The sequence below is a fragment of the Pedobacter rhodius genome, from assembly GCF_027213645.1.
Taxonomy (GTDB): Bacteria; Bacteroidota; Bacteroidia; order Sphingobacteriales; family Sphingobacteriaceae; genus Pedobacter; species Pedobacter rhodius.
The window spans coordinates 881,716-903,956 of record NZ_JAPWGL010000002.1 but is presented as its reverse complement, the minus strand read 5'-3'; the positions used below and the strand labels follow the sequence as shown (position 1 = coordinate 903,956).

16 protein-coding genes and 1 pseudogene are annotated in these 22,241 nt (G+C 39.9%); 13 read left to right on the top strand and 4 right to left on the bottom strand.

Annotation, left to right across the window (positions count from 1 at the left end; genetic code table 11):
- Window positions 1–48: 48 nt before the first annotated feature.
- Together O0931_RS09150 and O0931_RS09145 are read left to right on the top strand one after the other, a co-directional pair.
- Window positions 49–840 (top strand): Ig-like domain-containing protein, encoded by a 792-nt coding sequence (locus tag O0931_RS09150; RefSeq protein WP_269415258.1) that lies wholly within the window; start codon window positions 49–51, stop codon window positions 838–840.
- A 79-nt stretch (window positions 841–919) separates the two neighbouring features.
- Window positions 920–3,196, top strand: coding sequence for a hypothetical protein (locus O0931_RS09145; protein ID WP_269415257.1), 2,277 nt, complete (start codon window positions 920–922; stop codon window positions 3,194–3,196).
- Window positions 3,197–3,392: 196 nt separating this feature from the next.
- On the opposite strand, the gene O0931_RS09140 is transcribed toward O0931_RS09145, so the two are convergent.
- A complete protein-coding gene (locus O0931_RS09140) occupies window positions 3,393–5,078 on the bottom strand; it encodes a glycoside hydrolase family 43 protein (RefSeq protein WP_269415256.1) in 1,686 nt (561 codons plus the stop codon).
- Window positions 5,079–5,334: 256 nt separating this feature from the next.
- On the bottom strand, window positions 5,335–7,179 hold the full coding sequence (locus O0931_RS09135; RefSeq protein ID WP_269415255.1) for a carbohydrate-binding protein: 1,845 nt from the start codon (window positions 7,177–7,179) through the stop codon (window positions 5,335–5,337).
- A 532-nt stretch (window positions 7,180–7,711) separates the two neighbouring features.
- Between O0931_RS09135 and O0931_RS09130 the strand changes: the two are divergent.
- The 3 genes and pseudogenes from O0931_RS09130 to O0931_RS09120 all read left to right on the top strand — a co-directional run.
- Window positions 7,712–7,900, top strand: a pseudogene (locus tag O0931_RS09130) (RagB/SusD family nutrient uptake outer membrane protein); the annotation flags it as partial.
- Window positions 7,901–8,860: 960 nt separating this feature from the next.
- Entirely contained in the window at window positions 8,861–10,069 is a 1,209-nt protein-coding gene (locus O0931_RS09125; RefSeq protein WP_269415254.1) for an alginate lyase family protein, read from the top strand.
- A gap of 67 nt (window positions 10,070–10,136) precedes the next feature.
- A complete protein-coding gene (locus O0931_RS09120; RefSeq protein WP_269415253.1) occupies window positions 10,137–10,463 on the top strand; it encodes a family 43 glycosylhydrolase in 327 nt (108 codons plus the stop codon).
- A 2-nt stretch (window positions 10,464–10,465) separates the two neighbouring features.
- Here the strand turns inward: O0931_RS09120 and O0931_RS09115 are convergent, their stop codons facing one another.
- The gene (locus O0931_RS09115; protein ID WP_269415252.1) at window positions 10,466–10,702 is read right to left on the bottom strand and encodes a hypothetical protein; all 237 of its coding nucleotides are present in this window, start codon (window positions 10,700–10,702) and stop codon (window positions 10,466–10,468) included.
- Between the two features lie 441 nt (window positions 10,703–11,143).
- Here O0931_RS09115 and O0931_RS09110 point away from each other — a divergent pair, with 441 nt between their 5' ends.
- The 8 genes from O0931_RS09110 to O0931_RS09075 all read left to right on the top strand — a co-directional run bounded on the left by O0931_RS09110 (window position 11,144) and on the right by O0931_RS09075 (window position 21,771).
- Complete coding sequence (locus O0931_RS09110; RefSeq protein WP_269415251.1) at window positions 11,144–11,761, top strand: TetR/AcrR family transcriptional regulator; 618 nt, start codon at window positions 11,144–11,146, stop codon at window positions 11,759–11,761.
- A 52-nt stretch (window positions 11,762–11,813) separates the two neighbouring features.
- On the top strand, window positions 11,814–13,172 hold the full coding sequence (locus O0931_RS09105) for a TolC family protein (protein WP_269415250.1): 1,359 nt from the start codon (window positions 11,814–11,816) through the stop codon (window positions 13,170–13,172).
- Window positions 13,173–13,196: 24 nt separating this feature from the next.
- Window positions 13,197–14,249 carry an efflux RND transporter periplasmic adaptor subunit gene (locus tag O0931_RS09100; RefSeq protein WP_269415249.1) on the top strand — a complete coding sequence of 351 codons (1,053 nt, stop codon included), beginning with the start codon at window positions 13,197–13,199 and terminating at the stop codon, window positions 14,247–14,249.
- Between the two features lie 29 nt (window positions 14,250–14,278).
- On the top strand, window positions 14,279–17,419 hold the full coding sequence (locus O0931_RS09095) for an efflux RND transporter permease subunit (protein ID WP_269415248.1): 3,141 nt from the start codon (window positions 14,279–14,281) through the stop codon (window positions 17,417–17,419).
- 215 nt (window positions 17,420–17,634) lie between these two features.
- Window positions 17,635–18,636, top strand: coding sequence for a hypothetical protein (locus O0931_RS09090; protein WP_269415247.1), 1,002 nt, complete (start codon window positions 17,635–17,637; stop codon window positions 18,634–18,636).
- Window positions 18,637–18,662: 26 nt separating this feature from the next.
- The gene (locus O0931_RS09085) at window positions 18,663–19,106 is read left to right on the top strand and encodes a hypothetical protein (protein WP_269415246.1); all 444 of its coding nucleotides are present in this window, start codon (window positions 18,663–18,665) and stop codon (window positions 19,104–19,106) included.
- Between the two features lie 47 nt (window positions 19,107–19,153).
- On the top strand, window positions 19,154–19,798 hold the full coding sequence (locus tag O0931_RS09080) for a TetR/AcrR family transcriptional regulator (RefSeq protein WP_269415245.1): 645 nt from the start codon (window positions 19,154–19,156) through the stop codon (window positions 19,796–19,798).
- A gap of 497 nt (window positions 19,799–20,295) precedes the next feature.
- Window positions 20,296–21,771, top strand: a complete 1,476-nt coding sequence (locus O0931_RS09075; RefSeq protein ID WP_269415244.1) for an ArnT family glycosyltransferase — start codon at window positions 20,296–20,298, stop codon at window positions 21,769–21,771.
- A gap of 97 nt (window positions 21,772–21,868) precedes the next feature.
- On the opposite strand, the gene O0931_RS09070 is transcribed toward O0931_RS09075, so the two are convergent.
- The gene (locus O0931_RS09070) at window positions 21,869–22,141 is read right to left on the bottom strand and encodes a winged helix-turn-helix domain-containing protein (protein WP_269415243.1); all 273 of its coding nucleotides are present in this window, start codon (window positions 22,139–22,141) and stop codon (window positions 21,869–21,871) included.
- Window positions 22,142–22,241: the final 100 nt, after the last annotated feature.

Sequence of the window (22,241 nt, the reverse complement as noted above, 5' to 3'; positions counted from 1 at the left end):
CATACCCATTAAAAAAATTGATGATTATTTACGGTTAAAACCATTTCGATGAAAAAGATTATATACCTGCTTCTGGTCGTTTTCCTGGCCTCATGCAAAAAAGAGGATAAAATTATACCGACACTAAGCTTTATAGTGCCCACAAGGGCAGTTGGCGACCCCGAATTTACGATCAGAGCGCCACAGAGCAACAGTGATGGCAGCTTTTCTTATTCCAGCAGTAATGCCGCTGTGGCAACGGTTTCAGGAACTACAATCCGCATTGCAGGCGTGGGTACCACAACAATAAAAGCCGTGCAAAGTGCTTCCAGAAATTATGGTGCCGCTGAAATCGAAACCACCTTTACCGTTGTTCCGACAGGAACATTAGTTGCGGGACAATTTTATGCGGGCGGAATTATTGTTCATTTATTGACGGTTTCGGGTGTTCAGCGTGGCTATATCGTGTCTGAAGATGACATCTCAACGTCTGCTCCATGGACACCGGGTAGTCTGGATGCGACAACTGCTACGGGTACTGCGATTGGTACGGGTGCCGCCAACACCGCAAAAATTATTGCAACATTCGGCGATGGCAGTTATGCCGCAAAACTATGTACGGATTACAGAGGCGGAGGCTATACGGATTGGTTTCTACCATCATCACTTGAATTATCTTTGCTGGGAACAAGAAAATCTGTAATCGGAAATATTGCGGAAACTGTGTATTGGAGTTCTTCAGAAGTTTCTACAAATATCGGAAATGCCAATTACGTATTTATGGGGCCTGCCGCCGCTTCATCCGTAACCGGTTTTAGTAAAACATACAGGTATAAAGTCAGGGCTTTCAGATATTTTTAATTTAACCAGAAATCGAAAAATGTATAGAATTCAGCAATTATATAAGAAGCTTTATTTATTAGGGCTAATAAGCATACTGGTGAGCCATTCAACTGCAGTAATGGCCCAGCGCACAAATAATGATGTACTCGATTTTGGTAACACCAGTTCTGAGGAAAAACATAGTCTTAAGGCAAACGAATCAGAAATTATAGAGGGTGGGTTAAATGAGCCAGCGAGAATTTTACTTCCCCGGAAAACAGTTGCTTTTGATGGTGGTACAATGGCTTTCAAGATGAGCATAGACCCAAATGCACAAAATTATTTTAGTGTAAAGTTATGGGGTTCTGATAAAGATAGATCGATGATTATGCTTTTTGCCGAAGGAAAACAGATTGGCTACAGGCATCTAGGCGACATTGATTTTCTTTATCTTGGCAACGGACAAGCGCCGTTGCAGGGGCGTTTTTTCTATGTTACCCTTCCGCTTCCATTAAAGATGACCAAAGGTAAGAGCGAGATTAATCTTGAAATCCGTTCGTACGGAGAAATTTGGGCGTATGGAACCAATTTTGCACAGTATCAAAAAAATATGACGGCTAGTTCATTAGGATTTTATAAAGCCTATACCCATACAACAACTAAAATTCAACCTGAAAAAAAAGAAAAACAAGGTAGGGCTATCTTAAATCTTCCATTAAGAAATGAACCTGGAGAGGAGGTAATAGATGAACTTAAACAAAGAGTAAATAATGAAATTGCAACCACCTTAAAACGCGATAAACCATTAAACCAGCATGAAATCATGTTTCTTTCTGCGGCTAGTAAAATCAAATGGACCACGGCCTATCAAAACAGCCAGGTAATTGATCGGATCATATTGGGAATTGATGACCATTATCGCAAATACGTTAAAGATCCCGGCATCATCTATTCAGATCCCAATATCTATAATTATGAGTGGCTGGTTACGGGTCCGATTGGAAGAGCCATCCGCCAACTCTGGACTGAGATCAGTCCGGCTCTGGATAAAGAATTTGATGACGGCTCGGGCAGGCAGGTATCTCGTCGTAAAGCGTGGTCAACACTGATGGAAGAGGCTATAAAATATAGCACTACGCACAGACGTCAGTATACCAATCAGTCTATGATTATCGATCTTTTTTTATATGACTGTAATGAGGCACTTAGATTACTTGATAGAGATAAGGCACTCCCAAAAAAGCAGACACTCGACTACCTGTACCAGTCAGTTGGACTTAGGCCGTGGCTGGGGAAAGAAACGCCAAATGGACCCGAGCGTAACCTTGGGGATAATTACTGGCAGTTAACGAGTAAAGGTTTAACCAAAGAACTCGGATTTGTAGGGTACTATGGTGAGGTATTGGATTGGGTGGTGGATATTTTCAATGCAACCGGAAAAGAAGGTGTTGCCAATTCCGGTGATCCTGAAATTAGGAAACAGCTTTTAAAGATGATGGCGGCCAGGGGGTATTTCCGGTACCCTGCAGCAGACGAGGATGGTAAAAGGGCCATGCGGATAGAAGCCGTAATTGGCTGGAGGGATAATTCTCACTACCCGGGAGATGTGATTTATGGCGATAGGGCAATAGCCTGGGATGCCAGCCCGCTGATGACCGCTGCTTCCACTCACGATACACACGCTATTGGTATTGCACAGCAGATGATTGGTGATAACCAGTTTTTTAAGGTGGTTTCAGATAAGATGAAACTTAAAGGCCTCAGGGTTACTAAAAGCTTGCTCACCATTCCGGATGATTATGAATGGATAAAAACAAAAAAAGCAGAGAACTTCCGTTTGCCTATGTCGGCAGGAATGCCCGATTTTATATTTTCAGACGAAGAAGACGGTGTTGTAGCCATAAAAAATGGTAACGAAAGGCTTTATGCCTCACTATACTGGCGGGCTAGAAATGCAATTAATAACCTGGCTAAAGTACATTACATGACGCCTGAAAATGATTTTATATCTAATATTTACATCCATTCGGAATATCAGGCATCCGGTATGGTGTATAAACGCCCGGATTGGGTAAATATGGGCTTTGCAAATAAAGAATGGTATCCGAGTATAAAATCGGCTCACACAGGAGAAGAACTACCTATAGCAAAAATTCCTGCTGGGGTAAAATTTAAGCCTGGCGACGAAAATGTTTATGCCGGTAAAGCGGATTTCTATTGCATGGTTTATGGCAAATATCTAATCGCGATGAATACCAGGAAGAATAAAAATTATGAATTTACCATCCCTAAAGAATTTCAAAATTCAAAAGAACTGGTATCTAAAAAAGATGTAGGTACTAAATACAAAATAATAATAGAACCTGAATCTACCATTGTGCTCTATAAAAAATAATACTTAAAAGCAGGGACTAATCACCATTTACGTCATTGTGAGGCATGAAGCAATCTATTTAGCTAGGAAAGATTGCTTCTGCCCATACAAAGCTTCGTATTGACGAACGCTCTTAAAAACGTTCACAGCCATCCTGAAACGTATTTTAAATAATCTAACTCAGGTTATTAAGGTATAATCTATGAATTATAAACCATTATTTGTTTTTAAACTGATAGTGAAACCAGTCAATATCAACATATCCGCTTTCCTGGTCATTGTTAAAGGTGTAAATGCCTAAGCGAGTTCCCCGGTAAGATGCCCAGGTGAATTGAGAAAAACCACCTGCTTTTGTGAATTTCTTATTATCTAAGCTATATTCAAAATAGGCCAATCCCTCAAAATTAACCGTATTTCTAATGTAAATTAGCTTTGCCTCAGAAGGTAAGGTTGGTCCATCGGTAATTTTAGCTGGTTGTTTATCTTTCTTCAATTTATAAACAATCTTTTTAGTTCCGTTAACAACAATAACGCCCAACGAGGCGTAAGCATTTCCACCATCATAATGTACCGATCCGGCTTCCTGTCCTTCAGCCATCCCTGTAATATCCATTTTAAATGTCGAAATACCTTTTTCGCTCCGGTAATACCGTTGCCCTATCGTATTTCCTGCCTTAAAAAAAATACCTTTTTCCAAGGGTTTAAATGCATGTAAGCGCAAATAACCCGGATGTTCAGCAAGTGACCATTTATCTGCTTTTGGCTGGTGGTTCCACTGCCATTGGAGACCCAGTTTTGGTGAAGAAAACTCATCATCAGTTTGCATCCTGATGTTTGTATTGTCTTTAACAACTTTTGGCAAAGGCCCCCAAACCATTTCGCCTATTCCATCATCGTCTAGATCTTCGCTCACTTCCGGCCAGTCATTTTGCCATTTTACCGGCAATAAACTTAAAAAACGGCCAGAAAAATCGCCTGTACCATGGTGCGTCAGGAAAAACCAAACCTTACCGTCAGGAGAATCAATTATACTGCCTTGATTTGGCTCTTTATCAACAGCATGGCCATGCGAATACATTAATTCCTTCAATTCGTAAGGGCCATAAATATTTTTTGAACGCAACAATATGGGTATTCGTGGCGTTGAATTGTAAGCTTTACGCACCTCACTAAAATAAAAATAATAGTATCCGTTTCGTTTAAATAGTTTACTTGCTTCTGTTGTGCGGTAGGGGTGTGTAATGTAGCCGCCAATAACATCAAGGTATTTTGCATTTTCAAGTTCATTTATTACGCGACCATCCAGTAATTGCGTTCCATCTTCACTCATTTTAAATATCCTGGGGCACCATTCAGGCTTACCAAAATTAGATGCAATAATATATGCTTTACCGTCATCATCCCAAAGCGGACAAGTATCGTCCCATCCATAACCTGCAAGTTTTTTACCCTCCATATCTTTCATTTGCGAGAGGGTCCATGGACCTTCAGGTTTATCGGCAGTTGCCAACCACCAGCCAGTTTTCCTTGTTGTAAAATGCACATAATATTTATTTTTATGAAACCTGATGCTTCCTGCGTATATACCTTGATTGTATCCCTGCATTTTATTCCAGTTCATCTCTTCACCCAAAGTGGAAATATCACTTACAACATGGCCGATTATTTTCCAATTTATCAAATCTTTGGAGTGAATCACAACCATTCCGGGTGATTCTTGTAAGGTAGATGAAATGCCATAATAATCTTTACCTACACGAATAACATCAGGGTCGGAGTAATCTGCAGGAAGTATCGGGTTGCGGTAGGTTTCATTTCCCTGATCGCCCCATTTTTCGGTTTGCTGGGCCTTGGAAAACTTCACAATTCCAAAATAAAAAACTAAAATTATAAATGCTTTCATCAAGTTATTGCATTATTACAAAGATTTAACAAATTTAAAATTTAGGACAAAATATACTCCAGAACAGCGATTTGCATTAGTGATTTTTATTGTATTGAAAACCATATCAATTGAAAGCTTTAAGCATATTTACTCAATCGCAGTCAATTTTTGGCCAACTTGTACGGCCAAGCTAGATCAATATTTCATATTAAAAAATCCATGCCATGTATTTTTGATTCATTGGCATGGATTTCTTAGGGAATGGAAAGTAAACCTATTTGGTAAATCTAAACCAGTGTACGCTACATAAATTACTCGAGCCACCCTTAAATACAAGGTATATCGTCTGATTTCCACTTGCAGCTGTAGGAAACGTTCCGGTGGTTGTAATCCAGGTCTGGCTTCCTCCAGATGCCGCAACCGGCAAACTTGTTAGTAATGTGCCTCCTATACCACCGATTCTAACCTCTACTGTTCCTGCATTTCCTGCGGTTCTTATTTTAAACCCTGTGGCGCCATTAATGTCGACATTATTAAAGGATGCATAGGAGTTATTACGGGTTTTAACCAAATTTCGTCTTCCATCGGCATCGCCGCAAAGTTCTGTAGTAAGATCATTTTTAGAGTTGAAACCCTCAGCAAAAATTTGTTTGAATGTATTTCCTCCCGTATTAAACACTTTCATGGATGATACCTTATCATTAAGTGAAAATTCACCCAGAAAGCTCGAGCTTTCTTTAAGAATCACAGGGGTTCCGGTAAAATTATCATTGTCATAAAGTTCTACATACCAGCCTGCAGGTATGCGAATGGATGAGGCAGAATTGTTTACTATTCCTGCACCAGATAAAGCTGATGTTGTATAATTCCCTGCTGCTAAGTGCCTGATTAAACCTCCACCAAAGCTACCATCATTGTATACCTGCACATCTGTAGGCTCTGAAGCTCTTGGAACTACAAAAGAAGGAATTGTAGCAGAATTATCTATCCTAAAAAGAAAATCATCACCAAATTGCGTTGGATAGTTCACATTAGCAAGCATTTTTGAATAGGGTAAATTTAACCCTTTCTTTTCGTAGTACATTATTGCAGTATTGAAAGATACGTTTTGGTTTGGTCTTCGGCCGATCGTAGAAAGCTTATTGTGAACGGCGCCAGCGCAATCAACAAATGTAACAGGGTCTTCATCATACCATAAATTGAATTTTGCCAGGTGTTCAACTCCAGCAAGCAACCTATTGTTCTCAAAACCAAATAAATCGAGATTTTGATTATAAGCAATCATCGCACTATTTACCAGTCCTCCAACGCCTCCCGAAGCGTGCGGCTGATCACGGGCGCTCTCATTATTTTGTCCACTCGCATGGATATAGGTATTTGCACTATAGCAACCATTACCATCCACGCCGGGTTCATTTTTAAATGCCCTGACTGCATAATCAAACTTTTCGTGATCATTACAAAAAACGGCCATAGCGATGATGCCGTTTATGCAGGTAGTTCCATGATTCGCATCATGTATGTGTGCCAGTGCTGGATAGATAATATTTTCGAGCATCGACACTAGTTTAGCGTTTGATGTACTATCCCATACCGAACTGTTGGTTTTGAGAATCTCTCCGGCATTAGAAAAATTAATAGCCGCAGGACCTGCTGACAGGTGGTCGGTTTGATCAAATGTTTGCAACGTATTAGTCCAGGCGTTTATAATTTCTTTTGATTTGTTAAAATAAGCAACATTACCTGTAATGTGTCCTAACAAAGCTTGATAATAAGCAGCCTGAGAATCATTTCTGACCTGGAATTGGCCAACACCATAGGTTTCGTTTACCACCGGGTTTGGCGTATAGGTTAGCTGACATAAGTTAAGGCCTTTAAAAGCCAAGTAGGCAGTGTAATACGGTTCGGTTTGCTGGGTTGCCACATTTTTTATGCGGTCAAGATCTGTTTGGGTATGATAGATTCCGGGATGCGTAAAGGGCGAATCAATCTCATTAGTGAGGTTAGCTGCTATGGCATTCTTGTTTTTCGAACTAAATGTATTAGCAGGTTCCTGAACTTTCCTACATGCAATTATAATGCTATTAAAAGCTAGTAAAATAATAATAATTTTTTTCATAATGGTTAAATTAAATGAATTCTGAAGATTTAGTAATAATGAAGTTAACAGTAGCACTTGTATCTATTAACCGGAAGTTTAACGAAATATCCAATTAATAGACACTTAAGTAGTTAATATATACTCATTATTATTAAAAAAAACTACAAAAAGTAATATAGTTCTTTAAAAAAAATTAATTAAGCCATACTTATTCATATGCAATATTTGAATACCCATTCTGATTTTTGTCTTATAATACCTTTCAGAAACGAGCGATAAATAGTGAACAAATCTTTTTTATAATCGGGGAAATAATACATTTCTGGAGGTTTCATCTGCTTGAAATCCGCCGAGCCGTGGAGGAGAAGTATATTTTCAGCAACACAGAAGTTGTTAATGCCTTTGGAATGGCAAATGGAAAAGGCAATAACAGATCTCGCTTCGGCTTATCTTGGTGTTGGGACAAACATGTATCTGAAACGCGCCCCGAGATTTTATCAAACGGTATCTTATAATGGTTCTTCAAAGCATATGACCAAATACTCAGGCATATATTTGGTTAAAAGACATAAGGAACAGAGCAGGTATAACTGCAGGAGCAGATGGTATGTACATGCTTAAAACAGGAATGACTAAAGAGGAGATGCGAAAAATTATTCAAAACGAGCGTCAGGTTGAACTCGCTTTTGAAGAACACCGCTACTGGGATATTCGCAGGTGGAAATTGCTCTGGATGTAATGAATAAGGAGATGCATGGTATGCAGGTTGTGAGAAATTCAGACGGTTCTTTTAACTTTAATGTAGTTACATTAGATAAGCTTAATTTCTTGTCGCCTAGAAACTATCACCGGCCAATTCCTCAAAACGAAATAATGAGGTCTCTATCAATTATCCAGAACCAAGGCTATTAATCCATTAATTGTGAAGAATCCAATCAATATATAAATACTTATAATTATGAATAAGATTGAGATAATAAAAGATGAAACATCAAAAAATATTTTTTTTGTCTTTTAATTGCCTTGTTTTTATGTGGATGTTAAAAAGAAGATGGCAAATTGGTAAGTACAAATGGCAATGTTTACATCATTAACAATTAGCTATTTTCTGCTATGGTTGTTCCTCAAATAAACGGAAATTTTTCTGCCAGTGTTAGCAGCTGGTATGAAGAAGAACTTAATAATTACAGCTGTAAGTTTTCTTGGGCCAATCTTTGGACTACTGCCGCACTAGATACCTTAGTTTCAATAAATTTTTATGGAGGTGCCAGCGCAACCAATATTGGTATAATAAAAAGAAACATTCCTTTTCTAAGTACAAATCCTATACTGAACTATAATATTTCTCTATCTGGCAATCAGGTCATAAATCCTGCTGATCGAAGCGATTCTATACAGACAATTAGTACTGTATATGGTGACAAAGAGAAGTCCAAACCGTCTTGTAAAAGGTAAGCTGAATATGAGTAAATGATAATAATTGTTGTTATTGTGCATAACATTTAACAGCTAAAATAAATATGTAACACCCGGAAAAAGGCTTAATAAATATCCTTGGAAGAGTATGCATTTCAATATTTACTGTCTACCTAATAACCAGCTTAAACTGTAGTTAAAAAATAGCAATGATGAAGTTGTTAGCACAAGTTGAACGCTGAATTGGATACAAATAAAAAAAATTAATAAAATTCTTATCATTATGAAAATCAAAATTTTAGTTAAAGCAATACTATTACTAAATGTATTATTTGCTTATTCGTGTCAAAAACCAGAAGAAACAAATGAATCTGTTAATAAAATAGATTCATCAGCAATGCGTAAGGCAAATACAGGAACAAATACAACCCAGTCCGTATTAGCGGTCCATCCCGGTGCGTTGCATACGCAATCGGCACTTAGTTTAACAAGGGCAAATGTTGCCTCCAATACCGAGCCATGGATTTCTGCCTGGAACGCCATTAAAAATACCGATGCTGGCGTTAACTATCAGCCAACAGGGCTTTCAAGCACAGTTACCAACGCATACCTATTGCAGAACCATGGACACGCCGCCTATGTGCTGGCCATAAAATGGGTGGCTTCGAATGATATCAGCTATGCAAATACAGCAAAAAACATTATTAATACCTGGGTAAATACGGTTGATTCAATGACTACAGACCCACTGAGAACAGGCTTGGGCGCAACCCAAATGGCCAATGCAGCCGAAATTTTGGCAACAGCTTTTAATGGTTCGGCAGGCTGGTCAGCTACCGATGTGGCTAATGCTAAAGATTGGTTTAAATCAGTGGTATGGCCACGTATCGGAACTGGAGGATCACGCTCTTCTAATTGGGGTACTGCTGCATTATCTGGCTGTATGTCGGTTGCGATCTTCTGTGATGATTCTACATTATTTGATTATGCTGTTGATGCTTATAAAAATGGTTTCAGCAACGCTTTTAAAGCTAATGGAACACCTGATGGCTGTGCCGGGGTTAACCAGTACATTGCAGAAACCTCTGGCCAAGCAGTTGAGGCCGGCAGGGATCAGGGGCATCCTCAGGGTGGTGTTGCACACTTAGTTGAAACTGCTTTTATGGCCTATAATCAAAGTACTAACCTGGTCACTTTTTCTAATAACAGGCTTGTAGCGGGTATGGAGTATTTAGCTAATTATAATTTGGGAAATACGGTTCCCTACAATGCAAATTTCGCTGACCCATGTAATGTGCATCCGGCATGGGCAACAATTTCGCCAACCGGGCGCGGGGTATTTTCACCCGTTTATGAAATGTGCAATAAGTTATTTACCTTAACAGGGATAACTCATCCATTTACGGCACAAGTAGTTAGTTCTGCTGGTTATACTCCGGAAAAAACCAATTCTGATCATACGGGTTTGGGCACGCTCTTGTATCGCTACTAGTGTTTAACTGATGTAACAATATATAAAATTTTCTAGCCGTACAATTAATTAAACCAATGCTATTCCATTGAAATATAGCCTGTTATTGCTGTTCAGTTCACTTTGCATTACAACTGTATCCTACGGTCAAACAGATACTTTGAATGCCCCCGGCAGCGGTTTGCCGGGTTTGTATGCAGATTCACATCTAGTTGTTTTTGGTAAAAAATTCTATATATATCCAACAACTAATGGTTTCAAGGGATGGAAAGCTACAATTTTTACCTGTTGGTCATCAAAAGACCTAGTCAGATGGAAAAACGAGAAGGTGATATTGAATTTGCCAAAAGACCTAACCTGGGGGAAGGAAAAGGCATGGGCTCCCGCAATTGCTTCTAAAAACAACAAGTATTAATTCTACTTTGTTGCTGAGGGCAATATTGGTGTAGGCGTTTCAACCAAACCAACAGTTCCATTTAAAGATGCGCTTGGAAGCCATTGGTGAAAAAAGGAATGTTTCCCAATCAAACAATAGACCTTATGGTGTTTGTGGATGATGATGGCTCCGCTTATCTGTATTTTGGACAGGGTAGCTGCAACATGGTGAAGTTGAATGATGACATGATCTCTTACGTTATAATGTTTCAATGCCATAGGGACAACAATTCTGCATGCACAAATCAGCTACCTAAACTATTGTATTGATATTGAATTAATTATACATAAATCTTCTATAAACTGGTTCGACTTTAGTATGTCCGGGGGTACCAAGCCGGAGTTAGTTCTAATTTTAGTTCTAACGCCGGTTTTTTTATGCGCTAACAGGCTGTAATTTTATGTATAAGATGTTCCGCAAGATTAACTTCACCGGTTCAACCTTTATTTTCTAAAACAGTCCTTTTTCCGGAAAGATCGAACCGATGATTTTCCTTTTTTCAATTGTTTTACGCTTCCAGGTATAACCAATCACTTTTTTTAGGCGAAAGCAAGCATTTAAAGTTTCCTTCCATTTCGGTAGCTTATCTTGTTTTAAAAAATATTTGCATGTATCAAATATTTATTTACCTTTGTGTTCGACATTAATGTAAAACAATTATGTTATCAAAAGCAATAGTCAATACAGACACTGAAACGCTAATTAAATCAGCCGCAAAAAATGTTTTTTTGAAGAAGGGTTTAGCAGGCACACGGATGCAGGAGATAGCCAATTTAGCAGGCATCGGGCGTACGGCGCTTCATTATTATTTTCGCCGCAAAGAGAAATTATTTCAGGTGGTGTTGAAAGAGGCTTTCCGGGATTTAGCAAAACGTACCGAGATGCTTCGTAACAGCAGTTATACTACGCTTGAAAAAATGGAAGCATTTGTAGACGGGTATTTTGACAAAGCCTTAGCCGAACCGGAGATAGATATATTCATGCTTAATGAGTTTAACAATAATCCGGGTGTAATGAGGGCTATCTTAATAAGTGAAGCGAATGGTAGCCCTTTCGATATGCTTTTAAATGGCATCGAAACATCTGTTAAAAAAGGCGAAATGAAAGGTGCGCCCAAACAAATATTAATTACCCTGATATCTATGTGTGTCTTTTCATTCGCAGGCAGGGGTATTATACAGAATGTACTTTTTCTGTCTGACGAACAGTATATGGTTCTGATGAAAGAACGGAAAATCTACATGAAGGATTTTTTGAAAATCGCGTTTAAACCGTAGTTTTTTTTGGCGTATAATCGACAAAATAGTCAAATATTAAAATCAAACTAAAATGAAAATTAGAAATATAAAGTCAGCCATTGGATTGGTCATTATAGGTGTCTTTAATTTAAATGTCCATGCACAGGCGCAGGAAACACTTACCCTTAAGCAATGTATTGATAAAGGCCTGCAACAAAGCCTTCAGTTAACAGCAGACGGTTATAGCCTGGAGAAAAGTAAAGCAGGTGTTAAGCAACAATATAGTGCTTTATTGCCAACCATTAGCGGTGAAGGCGCCTATCAGTACGCCTTCCAGGTATCTACTTCTGTAATTCCTGCAGGTGCTTTTGGCGGCCCCCCAGGCACCTATTCGGCCGTTGAGTTCGGGGTGCCCCAAACCAAATCTGCCACCGTATCCCTGAAACAAAATATTTATAATCCTGCTTCCATGATCGCATTAAAAGCGGCAAAAGTATCGGTAAAGCTCAGCCAGTTACAGATTACTGCAAGTAAGGAAGACCTGGTTTACAACATATCAGCTACTTATTATAACATTCAGTCGGTTATCAAGCAAACAGAGTTGAGCAGGCAAACACTCGCCAATACTGAAGCTTTACTGGCCAGTACGCAGGACCAGCTCAAAGCCGGTTTGGCTACCCAAACTGACGTAGACAGGCTTATCGTAACCAGGGATAATGATAAAGCAAATATCCAAAGTCAGGAAAACAGCAAAGAGAAGTATTATAATATGCTCAAAACCTTGATGAACCTCCCGCTCAGTGCTGACATCGCTGTACTGCCTTTTATAGACAATGAGGCTGATGCAACAATTTTACAAATACCATCACTTGACGGAACGTCAAAAACCAATTATTTACAGGCTATTGAAAATATAAAAACGGCCAAACTTGAAGAGCGAAAAATAAAGACTGGCTATTTGCCAACTTTATCCCTAAATGGTGCATATGGCTTATACGGTTACTCTACAAGCGCTAATCCCTTTAATACCATTAACAATAAATTTTACCCCAATTCTTACGTCGGGGTAAAATTGAGTATCCCGATTTTTGATGGCTTTAATGTTAAATACCAGGCCAAACAAAAATATTACGAGGTTAAAAGATACGAAGTACAGGCCCGGCAAACCATGCAGCAAAACAATAAGGAAATGGCAGATGCCTATGCCGACTTGAAAAGCAACTTTATTACCTATCAAAACCAGCAACGAAATCTTTTACTGGCGCAAAAGGTAATGAAAGACATAAATGCCCAGTATAAGAGCGGGTTGGTAAAAGTCAGCGATTTCATCAATACCAACAGCGATCTGCAAACCGCACAAACCAATTTTGTAAATGCCCTGATCAATATTAAACAGGCCGAACTCGACCTTAGGAAAGCGCAGGGAACCTTATTAAACAATCAAAACTAAAGCCCTATTCATAATCTCATAAAAATGAAAAAATTATCTAAGATCATTGTCATTACCGTCCTTGTAGGCCTTGTGGTATTCACGGTATTCAAACTACTATCAAATAAAAAAGAAGTGGAGGCACGGGTTTATCGCCCGGCTGTAAATACGAAAGCCATTGTACAGGCGGATACAATTAAATACGCTGAATTTAAAATTGCAACACCTTTTTTAGGTTCTTTTTCGCCAAGCAGAGAGGTTACTATCGCTTCGGAAACGTCAGGCAAAGTAATATCTGTTGGCATAAAGGAGGGCAGTGTGGTACAAGCCGGTAGCCTGGTTGCCCACCTGGACGATGGGGTGCTGCGTGCCCAACTCAGTTCTGCAATGGTAAGCCTTCATAACAATCAGAACACCCTGAAACGTTATGAGGCAGCAGCTACAGGTGTTACGCAGTTACAAATGGATAACGCACGTACGCAGGTGCTCACCAGCCAGGCCCAGATAGAACAGCTAACCAGGCAAATTAAACAATACACTATTAAAGCACCGTTTACCGGAGTTATCACTTCCAGGAATTTCGACCTGGGCGCAATTGTATCACCTGGTAACCCGATGGCTACTCTGATAGATATTTCCATGTTAAAACTGGAAGTTAGCGTGCCGGAAAAGTATATCCCGCAATTTAAAGAGGGTATGGAAATGGACGTTAAAACAGATGTTTACACGGATGCGGTATTTAAAGGAAAGGTGAATTATATATCCAGCGATGCCGATGAATCTCATAATTACACGGTGAAATTTTTAGTTGTTAATAAAGCGGAAACCCCGCTGCGATCGGGCATGTACGGTAATGTAACCATGGGCAGTTCACCTTTACTGAATGCCATCAGCATTCCGCGTTCGGCCTTGTTAGGGTCTACGCAAAAGCCGCAGGTGTACATAGCTCAAAATGGTATAGCCCGGTTGCGCAGCATTGAAATTGGTGCAAGTAATGATACCCGGATACAGGTAACCAAAGGTTTGGAGATAAATGATATCGTGATTATCGGCGGACTGGTTAACCTTGCAGACGGTACTAGAGTTGAAATAAAATAAACCGACGAAACAAAATTAAAACTACTAAAATGACATTAACCGAAATAGCTATCAAAAGGCCTTCGCTCATTATCGTGATATTTTCGGTATTGATAGGCGGCGGATTATTTTGTTACAAACAATTAAGTTACGAACTGCTTCCCGATATATCCAACCCTATTCTGGTGGTAACTACCAGTTACCCCGGCGCGGCGCCTGCTAATATTGAACAAACCGTAACCAAAAAAATTGAAGACCAGCTAAGCGCTGTAGACGGATTAAAAAGCATTACCTCACAATCTTTAGAGGGTGTTTCAATCATTACCGCCGAATTTGTCAGCGGTACCAATATCGATCAGAAACAGCAGGATGTACAACGCAAAATAAATAACATAAAGAGCGATATGCCGACCGATGTAAAAGAATCGAGCATCAGTAAGGTAACGCCAAGCGACCAGCCGATCATTCAACTCATGGCCACTTCCTCGCTGGATAATGCTGCTTTTTATGATATCGTTAAAAACCAGGTGAATCCGCTTTTTCAGCAGATAACCGGCGTGGGTGAGATAACCCTTATTGGCGGGCAGGAGCGCGAAATACAGGTAAATATTAATAAGGAAAGGCTGGATTATTATGGCCTCTCTATTTTAAATGTGACGACAGCGGTTGCCAACGGTAACCAGGAGCTCCCTGCGGGAAAAATAAAATCCGAGCGCATGGGCCAAATGACCGTGCGTTTATCCGGTAATTACAGTTCGGTGTCGCAACTGAACAACCTGGTGGTAAGCCTGCCCGTTTCAGGCAGCCCGATAAAATTGAGCGATATAGCCAGTGTGGCCGACGTAACCAAAGACCCATCCAGCGTATTCCGCTATAACGGCCAAAACGGGATAGGCCTGCTTATTAAAAAGCAAGGCGATGCCAATGCCGTCGACATTAGCGAGAAGGTTAAAGAAAAAATCAAGCTTATCGAAAAAAGGTATGCTGCAAACGGTGTAAAATTCATTGTCGCCGACGATACAGCTGATTATACCCTTGAGGCAGCCAATGGCGTGGTCGACGATTTGATCCTCGCTGTGATCCTGGTTGCTATCATTATGCTATTATTTCTACACAGTATCCGCGATTCGCTAATCGTATTGGTGGCCATACCCACATCGCTTATCTCTACTTTTATCGCGCTGTACCTGTTTGGCTATACCTTGAATTTAATGACATTGCTTGGCTTGTCACTAGTGATTGGAATCCTTGTCGATGATAGCATCGTGGTATTGGAAAATATACACCGGCACCTGTCAATGGGTAAGGATAAAGTTACCGCAGCACTTGACGGACGGAGCGAGATAGGCTTTTCAGCCATTGCCATTACCATGGTTGACGTGGTTGTTTTTGGTCCGCTGTGTCTTATTCAAAACAGTATCGGCTCTATCCTGCGCTCTTATTCGGCGACCATTGTAGTAGCGACCTTAATGAGTCTTTTTGTTTGCTTTACACTTACGCCATGGCTGGCCTCGCGCTTTGGCAAAGTATCCATATTAGATAACCGTAAACTGCTGGATAAACCGCTTATCCTGTTTGAAAAACTAATTACAGGATTAACAAATTGGTATATGAATGCCCTGAAATGGGTTCTTGCTCATAAACTCATTATGAGCGGCGTGGTGATATGCCTTTTTGCTGCAGTGGTATGGGTTATGAAATTAGGGGTTATCGGCAGCGAATTTGTTGCCCCGACGGATAAGGGCCAGTTCAGGATGGCCTTAGAGTTTGATAAAAATTCTACAGTGAAACAAAACAACCTGCGCAGCAACGCTATTGAAACTTATCTGCGCAAACAGCCTGATGTGGTTACGGTTGCGAGCAACGTTGCCGGATCAAGCACTACCTCCCTGGTAGCAGGTGTTGGTTCTGATTATAAGTCGGAACTAACCGTAACGCTGGTTGATAAAAAAGACCGCGACCTTCCTACTGAAAAATTAATGCTGAAGAAAAGCCTTGATATTGCGCAGCACTTCGCTGGGGTAAAGATTAGCCCGACTATGGTTAGTATGATCAATAGCGGTGCACCAATACAACTGGTATTAAACGGAGAAAACCCGCAGCAATTAATGGCTGCTGCCAATGAATTAAAACAGCGCATTAAGCTTATGCCCGGCGCAATTAACGTAGCGTTAAGTGTTGAAGATGGTAATCCGGAGGTAGAAGTAAATATCGACCGTGAAAAAATGAGCCAGTTAGGCTTAAATATTAACATGGTTGGTGCGGTGCTTCAAAATTCATTCGCCGGCAATGATGATGCTAAATATCGTGTGGGTAATAACGAATACGATATTAAAGTAAAGTTTGACGAATTTGATAAGCATAGCGTAGAGGATGTAAAAAATATGAATTTCAGCAATACATCTGGTAAGTTAATCAAACTATCACAATTTGCTGATGTATCGCAGGGCAGCGGCCCTAGTGTATTGGAACGAAAGGACCGTCGTACTTCTGTTACTGTAAAAAGCGATGTTTTAGGGATTACATCGGGTGTACTTGCTGATAACATCAAGCAATCGCTATTGAAAAAACCACTGCCTGAAGGTATTGACCTGCGCTGGGGCGGCGATGTGGAACGCCAGGGCGATTCCTTTGGTGCGATGGGGGTAGCGATAGTGGCAGCAGTGATATTGATGTACCTGGTTATGGTGGCGTTGTATGATAACTTTGTCTACCCGTTTGTGGTGCTGTTCTCGCTCCCGGTTGCCTTTATCGGTGTGTTTTTAGCTTTGGCATTAACCAAGTCTTCGATGAGTATTTTTACCATTCTGGGGATGATCATGCTGCTCGGTCTGGTCGCTAAAAACGCCATCCTGATTGTGGATTTTGCCAATCACCGTAAAGAACATGGTGATACAACCTGGCAGGCCCTGATAGAAGCAGGTAAAGAGCGGTTAAGGCCTATTCTGATGACCACAACTGCAATGGTTATTGGTATGATACCTATAGCCATATCAAGTGCACCCGGAAGCGAATGGAAAAACGGATTGGCCTGGGTAATCATTGGCGGACTGACATCAAGCCTTTGTTTGACTGTTTTTATCGTACCAATGGTCTATTATTGCGTTGATCGCATTGGCGAAAAATTCAGGCTACGGTTTCCTAAAAAGGAAGTATCGCAACCGGCCATAGCCACCAAAGGCGTACATTAATTCTTATAAGATCCATCCTTGCCGGCAAGCTTTGCATTGCCGGCAAGTTACCATCAGCTATGAAAAATCACACTCCAGTGTCGAAGATTCCGCTAACCTGCTTTTACAGCAGATACCTGTCTGCAGCATAAATCATAGACTTTTTTACTGTACACACATTTATAAAATTTCCATACTGAGCCTCAGTAAAAAACTTCAACATACATAAATTTAACATGAAAACAATAACTATTATCGGCAGTATCCTGCTATTTTATATCCATGCACATGCTCAAACTACAGATTCCATTAAAAGGGAAGCAAAAGAATTTATCACAGATAAGTTCCCCACAACCAGGGTATTTGATGTTCAGTTTGAACAATTCGGATCAAGAAATTTCGATTCGAAACTTTTTGGAGAAAGTTTCCAGCGCGGCAAAATAGATAATGAATCCCGTTTAAGGGTAGCCCTAAACATTCCTGTATTTAAAACTCGAAACTATGTGATCACCACATCCTTGAGGTATAAATACAACCACTACGATTTTAACGATGTAACACCCCAGGTTGCATATGGTTTGGTAAACGAGCGAAGCGAAATGAGTTTTCATTACCTCTCCGCTGCGGGTAGTTTTACCTATTTCTCCAAGCTGTTTGGAAAACCTGTAATCTATAATGCAACATTGAACGTAGACGGAGATGAAGATGGCATACAAAGGGTGAAAGGACTGTTTGCTGCAGCTCTTGTATTGAAGCGCAATCAAAATACCCTAATTACTGTAGGCCTTCTTGGACTGATTGACCGCACGGCAATCTCACCCGTCTTACCATCGTTTTCATGGAAACAAAGTTTCAGTAATTCCCGGTGGAGCCTGGATTTAATTCTACCGAGGCATTTGAAGGTTCAACGGCCACTTTTTAAAAATGGCAGACTGTCATTAGGCAGCGAACTGTTGGGTGAAGGTTTTTATGTTAAGCCTGGACAATTCTTTTTGCCGGGAACCTACGAATATACGCAATTGGAGATAAAATCGGGTGCAATGTATGAACAGGCACTTGGCAGCAAGCTGATACTTACGTTAAAGGGAGGGATAGCGAATACGTTGGTAGCCAGGCTTTACCAGAAGAATGCAGCCTTCTCTGATTATGTTTATGAAAATACACAGGATGGGGTGGGGTATTTCAATATAGGATTATCATTTAATCCATTTAAAGCCAATATGGGAGGCCGTAAATAATTTATATCGTATTTAATTTACCTGATATGAGCGCAAATTTAAAAACAACTGATGTATTCGAGGCAGAATACATCAATCTTTCCGAACAGTTACGCGAGGAACTGGAATTGAAAATTGAAAACCTGTATGCCAAAAACCATTTTGTCAAGTATACGGGTACTCGAAATTTCAATTATAAGAATACAACGAAAGCAGATTTTTTATGCGTATACCTCATCGGTAAACCTATTCCTGGCTACGTGTTATCTGGCAAGTTATTACATGGAATTAAAACCTGGCTTAATATGTACTATAATGACCGTATATCGGTAATCCACAAATTCAGGATATACTATCAAATCGCTACCCCATACCTGAAACCAGTTGAAAAACCGGTTTTAAGCATTGTATTCTGCAAGTTTTTAATAAACGAGTTGCTTATTATATTGTCGGAAAGCCGTTGGAAAACCTTAACCAATCATTCCAGTTAATTATTAAAATAGTAGAACCTCTTGAACGGGGACAGATAGAATCAGGTATGGAAACACTAACCAGGATTGCCGAAAAGGCGGCCGAACTTTTCCTTAAAAACGGTATCAAATCAGTCACTATAGACGATTTAGCTGCTCATTTGAGCATGGCAAAAGAAACGATCTATAAATTATTCAAGAATAAAAATGCACTGGTCGAGGATTTTATCGTTAAGGAAGCTGCTGGCAATATTAATAACTTTACGATACTGTCAAAAACAACAAACGACCCTATCATTGAATTATTTTTAATAATGGTATTTACACAAAGATTATTTTTCAGACTAAATCCGGCTATTATTCATACACTGGAAAAAGATCATTATCAATCCTATCTGATATTAATGCAGCATAAAGAAAGATTTATTTTCGATGCTTTAAAATCCAGTATTGAAAAGGGGATTGGGCTTCGTTTATATAAGGATGATTTTAATGTAAATGTCATGTCCAGGTTTTTTCTGGAGAGTACGGTCGTTATTTCTGGTCACGAATCTTTGAAAGGTCTCGACATAACCGAGCACGAAAATCTATTGGGGCATGTAATATGTGGAATAGCTACCCCAACCGGGTTAGAAAAAATCCATTTGTACAAAAGCCAGCATAAGTTCACCTCATATCTGCAAACCCTAAATCAGCCTTACTGGGAAGATTAGATTGATGGGCAGACCATTTATATGAGCATTAATAAGTTGGGGATTTTAATGTTGTTTTCCTGCAGGTGCAGACCGAAGGGATGATATAGGGCAACCTTAACACATAGATGTTTATTATAGCATGGCAGATAGTCGTAGGGGTGGCGACTCTTCTTATACCTAATGAATTGTATTACAGTTGAATTTATTCAATATTTTCTTTGCTATGAATATTGAAAAGCAGCAGTTGGATATTTGCCCGTTTATAAAGTTAGCTGGCTTTGTTTTTCCATAACTGTAAACTCATAGGCGGGCTTAGTCCTTTTAGTTTAGAATTATATTATTCTTTTTTCTCATATTTGATTAATTCAAAAGGGTTTTTAATAACAATCCCCCATCATTCATGAGTAGTTTCTATGTATATTTACCCCCACTTCTAAATTCCTACAGAATGTTGTGTTAGATTCGTTTATGGAGCGGTCTGCTGTAATAAACTTAATCGCACAAATGATATGAAAATGCAAAAAAGGTCTTTACCTGAAAGCTTGCTGCGATATGCGATAGCGGCTATTGTTTTCATTCGCATTTTATCAATATTTACATTTGGGCCAATGCCCCAGGATGCCTATTATTATCTTTACAGTCAGCACCCATCACTTTCTTATTTTGATCATCCTCCTGCAATTGCAGTGCTTTTAGGGTTTTTTACCTGGGTTTTTGGTTCTAATGTGGTTGCTATAAAACTCGCGGATTCAATCCTGACAATAGGAACTGTTCTGCTTTTCTATAGACTTGCCCTTTCGTTTTATCCCGGCAGGCAGGCGATACGTTCTACAATGCTGCTGCTCTCTACGCTGATGGTCAGCGTACTCTCGCTGGTTTCTACGCCCGATACACCGCTGATTTTTTTCTGGACATTATCGCTGCTTACCCTTTACAGGGCGCTGCAGCTGGATGAAAAGGCCTACTGGATATTCAGTGGTATTGCCATGGGGCTCGCCTTTGACAGCAAGTATACGGCCGTTTTTTTGCCATTTGGTTTGCTATTGTTTCTGCTGCTGTCTGGTTCGCATCGGAGACTGCTGACTACGATTTGGCCTTGGCTTTCCTGTATAGTGATGATGCTGGTTTCTGCGCCGGTAATCATCTGGAACTTTCAGCACCACTTTGCCTCCTTTGCCTTTCAGGGATCCCAGCGCATGGGAGAAATATCTGCATTTTCAATAAAGCCCAAATTCACATTGGGCCTGCTGGGCCACCAGCTTGCGCTATTAATGCCCGTACTTTTTATTACCCTTTTTTATGGCCTCTATGCCCTGGTGAGAAAGTACCGTAAAAAATCTGCTGAAATGCACCCGAATAATCTGTTTCTTCTAAGTTTTTTTCTACCGGTTTTCCTTTTGTTTCTTTTAATCTCCCCAGTATACTGGATCAAGATTAACTGGATGATGCCGGCTTATATTTCCGGAATACTATGGGCAAGTAGCTATCTAAATGAAAAATGGTTCAAATGGCAGATGCTGCTTTCTTTGATCGTTCACCTCGGGCTGATTGTTGAGATTCTGTTTTATCCTTTTTCCATAAGATCAGATGATACCTGGCTGGGGTGGAGGGAACTATCGGTGAAAGTATCGCTAATCAAAACGCAGCAGCATGCAGATTTTGTGTTTTCTGCTGATGGGTACAAGACTTCCGCTGAGCTGAACTTATACAGCAAAAATTTTATATATGGGCAGAATGTTCTGGGTGAGCCTGGTCTGGAATTCGATTTTTTGGGTACCGACCTGAGCAAATTAAGCGGTCGGGATGCAATCTTCATCGATTCGGATCCCCTTTTTAAGGATATTGGAATGGAAACCCTGATTCCCGAAAAACTTAAGGGATATTTTAGCTCGGTCAGGCAGTTGCCACCAATTATTATTGAAAGAAACAATAAGCCGGTGAGAAAATTTTTCGTTTATCTCTGCAAAGGTTATCATTACAAATACCCGTAATTCCGGAAATGTAAATCAAGTAAATAAAATCCTGAAGGTAAAAGTGAAAGGTTTGTTAGGGAATCTTTTAACAATAAGCTTTCCGTTAGAGTGTATTTCAAATAACCTCAAGCTTATATCCTTTTCCGCGTACCACAACTATTTTAATATTCGGATCAGCTTCCAGTTTTTTTCTAAGTTTTGATATGAACATATCCAGACTGCGCCCTACAATAACACCTTCATCTTCCCATACCTCTTTTTGCAAACGGCTTCGCGCTATGGTTTCATTTGGAGACAACGCGAAAATAAGCAATATACGGGTTTCCGTTCCGGTGAGGTCTGTTGTGTTTCCGTTTTGGATGAGCTTCCGGTTGTTCGCATCAAACAAAACGGAGCCCAAAGTAATTATGTTGGTATGCTGACTGAAACGACTTTGGTATTCTTAACTTTTTTTAAGCCTGAAGTATTAAAAACATACGAGGATTTAA

Excerpts from the sequence above, each read along its gene's own strand:
- O0931_RS09150 (WP_269415258.1), top strand. The coding sequence starts at position 49 with ATGAAAAAGATTATATACCTGCTTCTGGTCGTTTTCCTGGCCTCATGC.
- O0931_RS09140 (WP_269415256.1), bottom strand. The coding sequence starts at position 5,078 with ATGAAAGCATTTATAATTTTAGTTTTTTATTTTGGAATTGTGAAGTTT.
- O0931_RS09135 (WP_269415255.1), bottom strand. The coding sequence starts at position 7,179 with ATGAAAAAAATTATTATTATTTTACTAGCTTTTAATAGCATTATAATT.
- O0931_RS09125 (WP_269415254.1), top strand. The coding sequence starts at position 8,861 with ATGAAAATCAAAATTTTAGTTAAAGCAATACTATTACTAAATGTATTA.
- O0931_RS09115 (WP_269415252.1), bottom strand. The coding sequence starts at position 10,702 with ATGGCATTGAAACATTATAACGTAAGAGATCATGTCATCATTCAACTT.
- O0931_RS09110 (WP_269415251.1), top strand. The coding sequence starts at position 11,144 with ATGTTATCAAAAGCAATAGTCAATACAGACACTGAAACGCTAATTAAA.
- O0931_RS09105 (WP_269415250.1), top strand. The coding sequence starts at position 11,814 with ATGAAAATTAGAAATATAAAGTCAGCCATTGGATTGGTCATTATAGGT.
- O0931_RS09100 (WP_269415249.1), top strand. The coding sequence starts at position 13,197 with ATGAAAAAATTATCTAAGATCATTGTCATTACCGTCCTTGTAGGCCTT.
- O0931_RS09095 (WP_269415248.1), top strand. The coding sequence starts at position 14,279 with ATGACATTAACCGAAATAGCTATCAAAAGGCCTTCGCTCATTATCGTG.
- O0931_RS09090 (WP_269415247.1), top strand. The coding sequence starts at position 17,635 with ATGAAAACAATAACTATTATCGGCAGTATCCTGCTATTTTATATCCAT.
- O0931_RS09085 (WP_269415246.1), top strand. The coding sequence starts at position 18,663 with ATGAGCGCAAATTTAAAAACAACTGATGTATTCGAGGCAGAATACATC.
- O0931_RS09080 (WP_269415245.1), top strand. The coding sequence starts at position 19,154 with ATGGAAACACTAACCAGGATTGCCGAAAAGGCGGCCGAACTTTTCCTT.
- O0931_RS09075 (WP_269415244.1), top strand. The coding sequence starts at position 20,296 with ATGCAAAAAAGGTCTTTACCTGAAAGCTTGCTGCGATATGCGATAGCG.